Source organism: Rhodococcus sp. AW25M09, assembly GCF_000333955.1.
GTDB lineage: Bacteria > Actinomycetota > Actinomycetes > Mycobacteriales > Mycobacteriaceae > Rhodococcoides.
Genome location: NZ_CAPS01000112.1, coordinates 92,880 through 105,969, shown reverse-complemented (window position 1 = coordinate 105,969; position 13,090 = coordinate 92,880). Strand labels below are relative to the sequence as shown.

General features: G+C 62.4%; 11 protein-coding genes. 1 reads left to right on the top strand and 10 read right to left on the bottom strand.

The features are described from left to right. Positions 1 to 10: 10 nt before the first annotated feature. From RHODMAR_RS21550 to RHODMAR_RS21525, 7 genes are all read right to left on the bottom strand, one after another. Entirely contained in the window at positions 11 to 1,477 is a 1,467-nt protein-coding gene (locus tag RHODMAR_RS21550; RefSeq protein WP_008718787.1) for a tyrosine-type recombinase/integrase, read from the bottom strand. Between the two features lie 90 nt (positions 1,478 to 1,567). Further along, positions 1,568 to 2,314, bottom strand: coding sequence for a recombinase family protein (locus tag RHODMAR_RS21545; RefSeq protein WP_008718785.1), 747 nt, complete (start codon positions 2,312 to 2,314; stop codon positions 1,568 to 1,570). Positions 2,315 to 2,674: 360 nt separating this feature from the next. After that, positions 2,675 to 2,902, bottom strand: coding sequence for a hypothetical protein (locus RHODMAR_RS28350; protein ID WP_157226165.1), 228 nt, complete (start codon positions 2,900 to 2,902; stop codon positions 2,675 to 2,677). A 255-nt stretch (positions 2,903 to 3,157) separates the two neighbouring features. Continuing rightward, positions 3,158 to 4,534, bottom strand: coding sequence for an AAA family ATPase (locus RHODMAR_RS21540; RefSeq protein WP_008718782.1), 1,377 nt, complete (start codon positions 4,532 to 4,534; stop codon positions 3,158 to 3,160). Further along, positions 4,531 to 5,607 carry a hypothetical protein gene (locus RHODMAR_RS21535; protein WP_008718780.1) on the bottom strand — a complete coding sequence of 359 codons (1,077 nt, stop codon included), beginning with the start codon at positions 5,605 to 5,607 and terminating at the stop codon, positions 4,531 to 4,533. Before RHODMAR_RS21535 ends, RHODMAR_RS21540 begins: the two co-directional genes overlap by 4 nt. A 240-nt stretch (positions 5,608 to 5,847) precedes the next feature. Next, entirely contained in the window at positions 5,848 to 6,657 is an 810-nt protein-coding gene (locus tag RHODMAR_RS21530; RefSeq protein WP_042940038.1) for a hypothetical protein, read from the bottom strand. After that, complete coding sequence (locus RHODMAR_RS21525; protein ID WP_157226164.1) at positions 6,654 to 6,920, bottom strand: hypothetical protein; 267 nt, start codon at positions 6,918 to 6,920, stop codon at positions 6,654 to 6,656. Before RHODMAR_RS21525 ends, RHODMAR_RS21530 begins: the two co-directional genes overlap by 4 nt. A 638-nt stretch (positions 6,921 to 7,558) precedes the next feature. Here RHODMAR_RS21525 and RHODMAR_RS21520 point away from each other — a divergent pair. After that, on the top strand, positions 7,559 to 7,933 hold the full coding sequence (locus tag RHODMAR_RS21520) for a hypothetical protein (RefSeq protein ID WP_042940036.1): 375 nt from the start codon (positions 7,559 to 7,561) through the stop codon (positions 7,931 to 7,933). 190 nt (positions 7,934 to 8,123) lie between these two features. Here the strand turns inward: RHODMAR_RS21520 and RHODMAR_RS21510 are convergent, their stop codons facing one another. The 3 genes from RHODMAR_RS21510 to RHODMAR_RS21485 form a co-directional block, all read right to left on the bottom strand. Further along, on the bottom strand, positions 8,124 to 9,299 hold the full coding sequence (locus RHODMAR_RS21510) for a hypothetical protein (protein WP_008718774.1): 1,176 nt from the start codon (positions 9,297 to 9,299) through the stop codon (positions 8,124 to 8,126). Positions 9,300 to 10,684: 1,385 nt separating this feature from the next. Then, entirely contained in the window at positions 10,685 to 11,215 is a 531-nt protein-coding gene (locus tag RHODMAR_RS21495; protein WP_008718772.1) for a hypothetical protein, read from the bottom strand. Between the two features lie 1,198 nt (positions 11,216 to 12,413). Beyond that, positions 12,414 to 12,605: a hypothetical protein gene (locus tag RHODMAR_RS21485; RefSeq protein WP_051048222.1), complete on the bottom strand. Its 192-nt coding sequence runs from the start codon at positions 12,603 to 12,605 to the stop codon at positions 12,414 to 12,416. Between the last annotated feature and the right edge of the window lie 485 nt (positions 12,606 to 13,090).

The following is a 13,090-nucleotide window of genomic DNA, read 5'->3' as shown; positions in this document are numbered from 1 at the left end:
GAGCTTCGAGTCAGCCTGACCTCTTGCCGAAAAGCGGCACGACGTTCGACGGTTCGGCTGCGGCGGTTGCTGATGCTGCGGTTGGCTCGGGAAGGTTGTTGCCCGCGCCGCCGTCCTCTTCAGGGATCCAATCGCCGTACGTGTCGAGCGTGAGTGTAAAAGTGCTGTGCCCCAACCACTTCGATACCTGCATGAAATGTGTACCTGACATGAGCTGCATTGTCGCAAACGTGTGCCTGAGGTCGTGGAGACGTACTCCGCGAGTTGCCGGGGTGTCGCCGTCTGCCGGGGCGCTGGCGGGCAGGCCGACCGCGACCAACGCCGGTCGGAAGATCGTGTCGTAGAACGATCCCATCGCTTGCGGCTGGGACCAGTCCAGCGGGACCGCGTAGCGTTCGCCTGCCGCGCGGTATCCGCCGCCGTTCTTCCGCGACGGCCACAGGGGAGCGGTCGGCTCGTTTTCTCTCGGGTGGCGTTCCGTGAGGTACGCCCGCATCCGTTCCGCGAGCCAGGTCGGCAGCGGCACCGTGCGTCGAGACTTCCGGGATTTGGGCGTGCTCACGACCCACTGCCCGTTCTTTCGGTCCTTGGTTCGGCGTACTTGGATCGCGCATCGAACAGTAGGGGAGCCGTCGGCTCTGGCGGGGCCGGTCGTGAAAGCCAGGTCTCCGACTTCCAGCCCCGCGTTTTCGGCGGCGCGGATGCCGCTGTAGGCGAGGAAGTCCACCATCAGCGCGTAGATCGGGTACGCAGGCAGCCCGTCCACCTCACCCGCGACCGCGTTGGAGACTGCGGAAACCTGAGCGGCAGTGAGCGGGTGGTGCTCGAAGCGGTCGTGGTCTCCGGTGGATCGCTTCCCGGCGAAGTCCACTCGGTCGGCTGGGTTCGACGGGATTGCGTCGTGCCGCATGGCGTACTTCAGCACGCGCCCGAACGTCGACCAGGCGTGCTTGATCGTCGCCGGGGTGAGTCGGTTGTTCAGCACGCCGTCTGCGCCTTGCCGGGATTGCTGCCGAACCAGGGCTGCCAAGAACTCCTCGCACTGCCTCGCTGTGATGGTCGCGACGGCCTGACCGCCGAACCTGTCGAGCACGTACCGATGGAGCAGCTTCCGGTAGTCGTTGAGGGTGCGCTCTTTGAGTTGACCGCGTGCGACCTTGACCTCCATCGACTCCAACCACGCCGCCGCATAGTGGCCGAATGGTTGGTCGCCTGCCTTGCGTATCTCCGAGGCGGATTGCGCAGTAGTCCTGTGCCTTTGGGCATTCAGTTCGTCGCATCGCTCCTGCGCAGCTTCCTTGGAACCGAACGTCTCCTTGAGGTGGACTTGCTTCTTCTGGCCGTCGGGTCGAGATGGGCTGACTGGTATCGGTCTACCCATCTCGTCGCGCGCTGGTTCCTGCCATCGAACTTGGTAGCTCGGGACCGGCTTGCTGTTCTTGGTGCGGGTGGTCTCGATCTTGCGTACGTAGGCCATTGCTACTTCTTTCCGGTTCCGAAGATTGCGCCGATCACGATGAACGTGATGGGCAGAACGACGACGAGGATCAGGGCGAAGGTGTCCATGTCAGGCCACGCCCTCTCGCTGGAGCAGGCGGCGAATCGTGCTGTGGTGCCACTGGAGGCCCTGACCTGGGGTGGGCACGCCGTACTCGTCCAGCTTCCGAGCTATGACCTTGGCGCTGAGGCCGTCCTCTTGGCGCATGGCGATGATCTCCGCGACGATGCTGGGGTCGATCTTGGACGGCCTGCCGAGCTGCTGGCCCTGAGCCTTGGCCCGACGCAGCCCCTCCTTGGTCCGCTCGCTGATCTTCCGCTTCTCTTCGGCAGCCATCGCTACTCGAATGTCGAAGAGAAGGCGCTGGCTCGCATCGCTGGAGTTGGCCCCGTTGCAGTCGAGCAAGGTCCAACCATTCGTATTGGCGCGCTTAGCAATTGAGGCAGCATCGAGCTGGTCCCGCGTGGCGCGATCGAGTGCACGAACCAGCAGTCCGTCCGCGAGACCTGATTCAATCGCAGCGATGGCCGTCTGACGTCCGAAGAGCTTGGGCACGCTCCCACTGCTCATCACATCGTATGTGACAGTGAGTAACTGAAGCTCGTTGGCTTGGCAGTAGCGGCGCATCTCGTCGGACTGTGCTCCAAGGCCGTGTGCCCGCTCCTGCGCACTGGTGCTGACCCGCGCATAGCCGATAACTCTGAGGCCCTTGAGTTTTGGTCCCGCGTGTTCGCGCTGGTCGAACGCCTGCATCGTCGTCATTTCGTTCTCCTGTTCGCCTTGCTGAGTGGGGCCGGAAACGTTCTCGACGGTCATCGGGAACGCTTTCGGCCCCGAAAGTACGCCAGTCGCCCACCGGAAGCTACAAGGCTTGCTACAACTGAAATGTGCTCAGTGCCAGTGCATTCTGGTTCTAAGGGCTTGAACCCCTGAGATGAGACGAGTACCCCGATTCGCCGTCAACGCTGGGGAGCTGTGGAGCTAGGTGGGTGACAGAGCTATCGTCGCTTCTCGTTCGGCCCGTACTCCGCGAGAGGCCGGTAGCCCCGTCGACCTTGGCCCTGTGACCACTGCTGAGGTCGGGGTGGGGTCACTGGGTGCCGCTCTGCGAGGGGTGAGACTGACCGGAGAGACAAGCGCGTCGAATCCACTACAACCGTGATTATCGCCGAGTGCTCAGAACCAGTCCCATCCTTCCTCTGGCGGCGCAGGCATCGGCGCACCAAAGTTCCCGTCATTCAACTTCTTCGGGGCTTTCCTGCGTTCTTCCTCGTCGGCCGCCATGGCGTCGACCTCGGCCCATACCTTCGCGTCGCGGCGTGCGTACCTGACGCGGTCGTTCTCCAGAACCACTGCTTCGTGCCGCGCAGTCCGGCGTTCACTCGTCCACGACTCACTCGCCATCGACACTCCGTCGCTTCGGGAAGTAGTAGTCGTATCCCTCGCCGCGACGAGCGGCGGTCGGGTAGTAGTTACCCCCTACGGGGGTACTAACACTACCCAGTGCCACCGGATAACACTGGATAGTACGAATATATCCAGTCATAGCCGGTACTAGCGGATAACACTGACTAACAATAGATTTGGTGAGACCCGGGTCGCTACGAGACAAGCCCGAAGAGCTGCACCGTGTCGAGCGGCGCTGCTCCATCCGCTCCCTCACGATTCCGCGCTGTCGGTTCGGTGGCCGGGAAAGGTGATCTTGGCGCGGGGATCGACCTCGCCGACCGCGTACAGCTTAGAGTTGCCCGGTCCCGGGGATTCGGTGATCCATCCGCTCGCCACGGCCCTGCCCCGCCCGGCGTTGAACGACTTGCCGCGGGTCTTGCTATCGGTCTGCGCGATTCCCATCAGCTCCCGCAGATCGCCAGCTTTCAATGCCCCCGGTTCCCGCCCCTCCGTGCGGGCTCGGTGTTCGTGAGCGAATACGGCGTCATACACCTTCAACGCCCACCGCTCCGCTTCGTTTGCGGTTTTCGAGGCGGCCCCGGACGCAACGAACAACCTCCGTCGCGGTTCCGCGTAGTCGACCGTGAACTGTGGGATCGCCACGTCGCGCCCGCGCGCAGCGAGATACCGGAATCGGTCTGGGGGCGGTTCGTTGACTTCGCCACCGTGCGTATACGTCCACTTCACCGACATCCAGTCCTCCAGTCGGTACGCGCCCCGCACCCGCAGATCCCCGCTCGACACCGACGAGCTACCGGAGTGCGCCGCGATCACCACCAACGCCAGTCCGGCCCGACGCGCAATCCGGTCCAGCGAGTTCGTCCAGGCACGGGTGTCGTCATTGGAGTTCTCGTCGTGGTTGATAGCTGCGCCGTACGGGTCGAGTACCAGCACCGAAGACGCGCGACGGTTGAGCACATCAACCAGGTAGTCCTCGGTCACCTGTGACGGCAAGGGCAGCGGAAATCCCTTCCAGTGATCCACGAACAACCGGTGCCGGTGCGTCTCTGGCTCATTCGCAATCTCCATGTCCCGCAACCAGTTCTCGGCCATGTTCTTCTCCAGCTCGAAATTCAGGTAGGTAATCGAGCTACCTTCCGGCAGAGCGTCGATGCTGTATCTGCCGAGGAACTTCGAGCCGGTCACGATCGCCGAAACCAGATTCATCACCAAAGTCGTCTTGCCGGCTTTTGCCTCTGCAACGAGTAAGACGTTGGAGCCACCCGGGGCCAAGTCCTCCACGACGTACTGAACGGGAGGGGCGTCCTTCGCCAGCTCGGTCAGAATGTCTTCGCTGAGCGTGGGCGGTTCCCAGTTCGCGGCGGCGAGCTGTTGCCTCGCGGCGTCCCTCGCCTCCATCTGTAAAAGCTGTCGCTCCGTCTCCGTCACCAGCCGCGCTTCGCGGGAGAACGCCCCATAGTCCAGCTCCTCCTCCCACTCCTCCAAGGTGAAGGGATTCGGCCCATCCATCACCAGTCCGACCGCGTCGGGTACGGGAAAGGCGTGGGCGTAGCCCCCGTCCGTGTTCAGCGACGTTTCGACGTCGATTGTTGGGACCGGTTTGAGGTGTGCAATCGAATTGCTCACGCTCCCAACCCTTTCTCGCGCCGGGTACGCAGGACGATGCGGCCGTCGGAGTCGCGTTGAGGTTTCGGGGAGTTACGTCGCGCCCGTCCCCGCGCGACAGCGCCCGTCACGGCTCGCCGGAAGTCTTGACGGGCCTCGATTTCGCCGCGTCGGTCGCCGCCGACGCGGCCCTCCCTCCGAAGCTCCATCACGCGCAAGTACGCGCGCTCGACCACCTCAAGGGCCAGTACCAATCCAGCCCGGTTCTCGCATGATTGGTAGACGACGGACTGGACCTTGTTTCGCATCAAGTTGTGCGCGGACAGTTCGTTGGAATCTCCCGAGATGAACAGGCGCAACAGGGCGTCCTCGTCCAACTCCGCGAGCATCGACCGGTGTGGTCCGAGCGCGCTCATCTCCGTTACTCCCACGCCTGCCCCCGGTTGGGCGTTGACCCATTCGGTTGCCTCGGCCCAGGACGTGGGAACCGACTCGGCTCGCGGACGTAGCACTCCGCTGAGCGGGCCGATCCCGTCGCGGTCGACCGCTGCCTTGATTCGATCCCACCTCACTCCCTGAGCGAGAGGACACAGCTCGGTCACCACTGACGCGGGGTACTTTTGGTTCACGGTTCCCGGGCAACGCATGATGTGGGAAAGCTGATACACGTTGTCTATCTGCGCGTTTCGATTCACCGACGTTACGACGGCCTGCACGAGCCCTCCCCACCGCTCGTACAACAAGCGCCAGCTCTCACGATCAAGCCTCGCCTCGTCCGCTTCCGGCACGATGAGGCCGGACCGTGAACGCGGAGAAGCGATACGCCAGTACGGTTGGACACCGCCGCCCGTGTAGACGAGCGCGACGGGACGCTGCCCGAGGGCACGCGAGAGTCGGCCCACGACCTTCACGCATTCATCCACGGTCTTTAGGGCACCAGGCTTGACGTCGAGGTCAGCGAACAGCGCTCGCACTCGCGGCACATCGCCATCGGTACCTCGGCCACGAGACACCTCCTTGGAAATGGGGTTGGGCGAGAACCACACATCGCAGCCGGAAGGTAGGCCGACCTCCGCGACCTGATCGACCGTCATCAATTTTGCTCGGAAACCTCCCTGGGCCGGTTTCGAGCAGATCGACACCCGGTCAGTGTCACGGTGGCCGAGTGCACGCAGCAGATCATCGACTGAGGGCACCGACGAGTGCCGCGAGGTTCGGGTATACTTTGACATGAAAGTGCCTTTCTAGCAGAGAAATTGACGTGCGGGTGGGACCGCACGAAGAGCATCACGAGCGGCCAGACCGAATGCAGTCACGGTCTGGCCGCTTTTGCGTCAGAACCACCAATCGGCGGGCCACCCCATCGCGTGCTGCTCACCGTCGTTGCTGACGAAGTCGAGTGGGCTCGCGGCTGGATCGAAGAACGACTCGAGATCGTCGTGGCAGGACCTGCATGTGGGAAATACGTAGGCTGTCGAGCCCGCCGAGACAACTAGGCCCTCTGACGGCGTGGCGCCGTTCGTGTCGCACCAGCGGCACCTTGAGGCATATCTGTGCACGACCTGGGCCGCAATTCGCAAGCCTGTGTAGCCATGCGGTACCGGGAACGTCACGGCACAGGGCTCCAATTCGCCCTCCCACAACCGCAGCGGATATCCGGGGATCACTCGCGCCACCCCAGGATCGATCAGGACTACACACGCACCCGGTTCCCCCATCGACGCGGCTTCCAGTGAAGCTCGGATTCGGGCGCGGTCAGCTTGAGAATCCAGCGCGTGCACCCCGCTCAAGTCGTAGCCTTCAGCGCGGTAGGGCAAAGCACGCCGATCGGCAAGGTTCGAGTGGGCGTAGTCAAACCCTCGCCGCTTCATCCAATTGGGTTCGGCAACAGTTCTTTTCTGCAATCTCGCGTGGTCGATCGCATCACGAATGCTTGGATTCTCTGCAGCGCCAGGCGAGAGTTTTCGGTGCCCAGTGACCTCGAACTTTTGACGTCCACGACGGCCTCGCCATTGCCCGATGGCCTTGTGCCCGCGAAGCTGGGAAGCCATAATCTCATCGGCAACGTCGTCCACACGGTGGATATTGTTCCGCAAAGCTTCGACGTGCGCTCGCATCTCATCGCCGCCTATTGGCGCGCTCACGATGCTGCCTCGTTCCGTCGATCCAGGTACTCAGCGTCCCTGGTGGATTCGATCCAAGCGAGCACGTCAGCACGGCTGTACCGGACGCGCCCTCCGATGAGATGCCTACGCAGCTTTCGCGCATACGTCGCGGTCAAGACTGTGCGCTCTGTGACATACGTCAGACCCAGCTCGCCACGCAGCATCGCGACCACGGCTACGCGGTCCATCTTTGGCGCGACCTCGGCAAGTGCGTCGCGCGGTACCTCTACTGGCTTTCCCACAGTTCCTCCTGGTTACGGGCAGGAGATGGGCACAAAAAACGCGAACCATCTCCCGACATTTGTCGGTGTAGTTCGCGTGATATTCCGAAGCGTCCCTCGCTGCCGTACCAGCGAGCTTCGACACCTCGAAGGGTCGTGCGCACGATTCGCCCGATTGGCGGCGAACCGGTGCTGCCGTAAACGGCAGCAATTACCCTTGTCAGTCAGGCGGTGGTCGACGGTTGTTTCTCCATCGGCCCTGCGGCCTGCGGTCTAGCGACCCTGCGGTTTCGTATCAGGACTGGTTTCGTATGTCGGTCGCGCCCGCCGACGATCCGGCGGTATCCCTACCGTACCCGAAACGGAACCGGCGCGTCTACGCCGGGAATCCGAAAGATGTTGCGCGCCTACCCTACCGGTGCTACTGGCGAACTTGATCGGCCCAGCTTCAAGATTTTGACATGGCGTCGAAGCGAAAGCAACAGCACCTCGACCCGGAAGATTCACGGATCGAGGTGCTGAGGTCCTGCCGCGCCGAGCCGACATGTCATGCCTGCGGCCGCAGGATCAGTCCACGTTTCGACAAGTCTAAAGCCGTGGTCTGCCGTTCCCACTGCCCGTAGGCCAATCACCCGAGAGACTTGTGCAGTGGGAGAGCTATGAAGTTGTGTGAGTCGGTCGACGCCGAGGACTATCTCGACCGCACTTTCGCCCAGCCGTACTGGCTGTCGAGGGCCTGCGAGCTGCCGTACGGGCCGACGCTTCGACGCGTACCTCAACCTCGCGGAAGCGCGATCTCAGGCGAACTCGTCGTCCTTGTGCTCTGCGCAGCGGTTCGTCCCAAAGTGCGGTTCGCCGTCGTGAAGGATGATCCGCTGGTGCGTGGCCTGCTGGCCGCACGACAGGCATTTGATCGCCTTACGCCCGGCAAGTTCGGGGTGATCGCGGAAGTCGCGTATACGCACGGTCTCGACGGGCGTAAGCTCCGGTACCCGCTGCCGCTTGCCCTTACTTCGACGTATCCCCATCACTAAACCCTACGGCCCGGCGTCACTTGCGCCATGAGCTTTCGGGACTTGCGACTGTTCGGATCAGACACGGTCTGGCCGGCGACTGTACCGATGTATCGAGTCGCGTCGGGCGGCGTCAGTCCCGCGCCGTGCGAGAACTCCGACGCGCCAGGTGCCGGTGCGTCTTTGCCGCTGTTTCGTCGCGCCATCTCGGCTACTTCGGGAAGGTGGGCGGCGTGTACGCGCCGGTCGTGACCTGCGTGACGGCAGCTCCACCCCGGTACCGAACTCCCGTGCCGTACCCAATTGCATAGATGGAACCCACAACCGGGTACCGTGAATCGGATCCCGGAATTAGCCGTAGCCCAACATAATTCGGGTTCGCGTGGACTCGGAAGCCGATTGGGTTACCTTCTGCGTTCGGTCCCGCAGAAGCAACTACGGCCACGTAGCCCTTGGGGACGAAGGCCGACTGGATGACGTACGCTTCGCCGTAGCTGCCGAGCACCGGGAGGTTGTTCCACTTCGCTGGCGCAACGTCTCCGACGATCTGCTCCACGAGAAGTCGGGGCGGTGCGGAGTCCGACGGAATGTAATCATGATGCGCCTCAACGCCGTCGGCACCCGGCTCACCAGCGCGGAACTGTGCGATGCGCTTCGCTTCCAACGGATTGGCCAGGATGACGAGCTGACGGCCCGTGTCGTTGGAGAAGCCCTTGCGGGTGACCTTGTCCATCAGAGTCTCGACGTCCGACGGGTCGAGAATCGCACTGCCCGTGGTGAGGTAGTGGGTTTCCGTTGCCGGGTCGAACTCGTCGCCCAGGTAAGGCGGAATGTACATTCCGTCGCCGTTGTAGAGGCCGTAAACCGTGTTGCCCTCGGTGGATTGATGCTGTTCCGGGTCGAACAAGCGCTTCAGAATGGCCGTGGTCGTTGCCCGGTTCGCACCTTCGAGCACCGAATTGTGGACCGCTGCTGCCTGTCGAGCGTCCGCGTCTCGGAGGTACTTCCACGTGTAGCGAGTCGCAATGTCGTAGTCCTCGTAGTCGTATCCAAGCTTGATCACGTCGTTCGGGATCGCGTGGCCCTGCGGCACCCCGAACTCGCTGGCGACCTCGAATTGGGCACCGGCAACCGACTGCGGCACGGCGTCGATCTGGCGCGTGGTCTGGTAACTGAGAAGCGACGCAAGCGCGCTGCGTTCCTCGTTGTAGATCGACAGCGTCGTGATGAATTCGGCCCAGACCGCGTTGAGGTCGGTGCCGTCGGAGGTCTGCGATACGAGTACGTCGCCCTCGACGTTGGTGCCGCGTTCACCGCCGAAGAGCGAGAAGTACGCGGGGTCAGCCATAGCGGCCCGCAGAATTGGGTCGAGAAGCGTGTTCGTCATGGGTAGTTCCTTCGAGACGGAGTGGAGCCGAGGTCGGCTGGGAGGGGTGCGCGTCTCGCGCGTGCGGCGGAACCGCCGGTGGACTTCCAGTCCGTACCTGTTGGGCTTCCAGCCCGTGAATCCGTGCTTGCCAGGAGCGCTCTCCGAGCGGCGTCACCGGCTTACGAATCCGACCTTACGGTAGTCCCGCGACCGAGGTCTAGGGCCGTGAAAAGGCCGTGAGGTGCGGGCGTACTCGATCGAAACCGGTCGGAACTCGACGCGTATTCGATCGGCCTAAAGGCGCTGCGCTACAACTTGATTGAACTGTCCAAGCTCAGAGACGGCGAGGTCGGGGGAGCGCACGAAAAGCGGGTCGGGAGTACTTAAAATCCGCACAGTGTCGGTTCGAGTCCGACTGGGGGCACCGGAGTCCATATGGATCCAGATTTCTGGACTAGGACAGTGCTTTTGGGGTGGTAGCGTGGACTTTGGTGGCTTCCCACGGATCTGAGTGGACAACCGAGACAGCGGATTTCAGATCCGCGTCAGGATGCACGTTCTCCGTTGCTGTGTCTTGGCATTCGTGCAGCTCAGGACTGGTTTTCGCGTTGAATGGTCGTCTCTGCGGGTGGCTCGGTGTCACGAGGCTGTCACAACTGGGGCTGTATGACCTGGTTGACACACGTGACCTCTCAGCTTCTACTGTCGAAAATATTGCGCTGAAACAGGTTTCGCAAGTAGGTAGGCAATGCGACGATTGCTACGTTTTCGACGAAGCACTCTCGGATGTCGCCAACGTAGGTTGCACTTGCCGCACCAACGGCATCGAACAGCCAGTTCAGCGCACTTTTGGTTAGCAGGTGACCTGCCCAGTCTGCGGACATGTCTCACGACCAGGTCGAACGCCTGGATTATTGCTTTTGTAGGCACTGCCTCGGCGGCCGTGATGCCTTGAATATTGCTGGAAATGGCATGCTCGGATCGCGACGGCCGTGAGGGCAGCCGCCCGACCTAGGCAACGGCCGAGCAGGCTCGCGGAGCGCGAGTGCGAGGGCAATGTTACCGGCGCGCCGCTAATCAGCGCTGCCAATCTCTTCGACTCCATCGGTACCCGCACCAGGGAGGGGGCGTGCGCCTACGTACCCCAGGGGCAAGCTCGGTTGCTCACGGACCGCTTGCCGAATGGGCGCGCGGTTAGGTCGCTAGGTGCAGAATGCGGCTCAGGTGATGCTTGACTTCGGGGGTTCCGTCGGCTGCGCCGTCGTTGTACTCAGAGGTCGCGGCGACCACGTGTGGGTACTGGATCGCGGCCGCGCGGATGACCGCTTCGGTCGGGAACCAGGGCGGCAGTTCCCGGTAAGAGCGTTCGGCTCGCCGCGATCCATCAACTCTGTTCTCACGTTCTAACCAGGGGCGCACGTGAGGACGATGTCGTCCACACGCTCCGGTGCTGCATCCAGCGCATCCTCGAGCGCAGTCCGTACCACCTCAACTGAAGTCCAGTGCGACCACGGGGTGAATATTTGCGCCCCATGGACCTCGTTTCCGACCCAAGCATCCTCGGTCGACCAGTCCTGTGAGGCGAGTTCCTCGAGAAAGCTCTCGCGGGCCTGGTTGGCCAGGTCGCCACGTTCGGCATCGCTCATCTCTCGCCAGAGCTCTACTAACAGGGCGGCTGCAAGTACAAATGGTCGGCGCGGACGATCCTCCTGGATGAGTGTCGTTACCTCGTCGTCTGTGGCGTTCCGGGCGACCGACGCAGCAAGGCCGGCAACAGAACCCAACGCGACTCCGTAAGTCGAAATTACCTGCGGTATCGGGGTGACCGCGTCGGCCGCCGCAACGAGCTCAGCCCTCAGGTCGGGGTCGTATGTTTTCGTTCTGACACGGGACCACGGCCGCGCCCGCTCCAGGAGAGCTTTGTGGGCTGCCATCGCCTCCTGTAGAGCGGCACGAGCTTTGTCCGCCTCGCTAGCAACGAGTTGAGGGGTGGTTGGCGGGGCCGGCGGCGTCTCGCCACGCAGCGATGCCGCGAGCCCCCCCGGCCGCTAAGCGCACCTCGGCAGCGGCGTCGCTTAGCCGGTCAGTTTCTTCGTACGGAGGTTTCCATTGCCAGGCTGAGGAAGCGGCCAGGAGTTCGTCGGCAGCACGTGTCACCCAGTCGCACCATGGACCCGACCGCACTGACGTGTGGCGGGCGGCCGCGACCTTCGCCAGGGCGTCTTCGTACAATGGCTCCACTGCCGCCCGCACCTCAGCCAACGCCGCACGCACAGCTCGCTCGTGTTGCTGTCGCTCCATATTCGACGGTTCCACGACCAATCGGTTGCCTTCGTCGTCGTACAACAGCGGCGTAGCGTTCGCCATGGCACGCGACTTCCGCCAGGCTGCAGCAGCAGCTGCCGGCCCGGATCGGGTGCTCACAGTCCTGAGTGCGAACAACTCGACAGCTTCAACGACCGCTGTCAGCACCGGTGCCGCGACCGTCGGAGAGTCGAACGAAACGGCCAACACCTCAGCCGCTTCATCATCGTCGATCGGCCAACTATGACGACGCTCGAAATACTCCTGAAGCTGCCCACCTCGCCATTCCTGCAGCAAGTCCGCCGAGAACCGCATCTCGTGCTCATCGATCTCATACGAGTGCGGTATGCACATCAAGAGCAAGCTCTCGACCGACCGGTTATCTGCCGATGACATCCCCGGCTTCCATCGCGGTCCGCCCGGCTGCCGCGCATGAATGTGCGAGACCCGACTGTTCAAAACCGGTCGAGCAACACCCAGTTCTTGCCTGTACAGCCATTCCGGGCAGTCCGGCTGAGCACAGGTGAATGCATGTGAATACAACTCACGCACCGTCGCCAAAGTCGGCTTCGGGTGAGCAACTTCCTTCTCATCGGGCACTGACCCATCTTGACCCGTAGGCGCAACTCAACGCCAATCTTCACCAGCCGAGACTTAACCGTCGCCGGACGCCCGCTCTGGATCTGCCGGCCCTCAACCCGTAAACCGCTAATTCGTTGCCTCTCGAACGCACTCTTGCGCAAGATAGACGTCAGCAACTAGCGCGGCGCGAATGTGGAAGGCATTCCCTGTGAGCAGATTCCGATCCTCGATGGTTCATCAGCGTGGTCAGTTCGGGCAGTACGTGGACGCCAAGTCGTAGATCGCCTGTGCCTGGTCTGGAGTCGGCGTGGCGTTCTGATACGCAGCCCGCTTGCCGGTGTTGACCACAACGATGCTGGCTTCCTTGTCTGCACCGATCTCCTGACATGTGTTGTCGAGAATGTTCGCAATCGGGTCGTCCCTACGACCGTCTGCCAACTCGGGATAGACAGATCGAAATTCCCTTACGAATGCTGCAGTGTCGTCAGCAGTGGGTCCAGCGACGCTTGCACGGGATGGCGCAAGTGACGGCACTGCTGAACTGGCACTTGTTCGGGTGGATGTGGGTGTCGGAGTCGTGATTGTCGATTGCGCGGTGGTTGACGCCACGGCGCTCGACGACTCATTGGAACTCGTACATCCTGCGGCAGTGAGTGCGGCTGTAAGAGCTATGACACCAGCGGTGGTTCGGTAGAAGGTCACGCTGCCTGATTTTAGGGGTGTGAGACGGGCCAACGCGGGCGGTCCTTACAGATTGGATGTCAACTGAGGCGGGGACAGTCCCTCGCCTCGAGTGTCATGGCTCGGTGTCACCGAATGTCACAAGTCATCGCGAACTGGACGGGTGCTGCACGAGTCCATCCGTCCGGGCAACTGGCTTTGCCCGTGACTCGATCGGTCGCGGCAATGTCATCCGGAAGCGT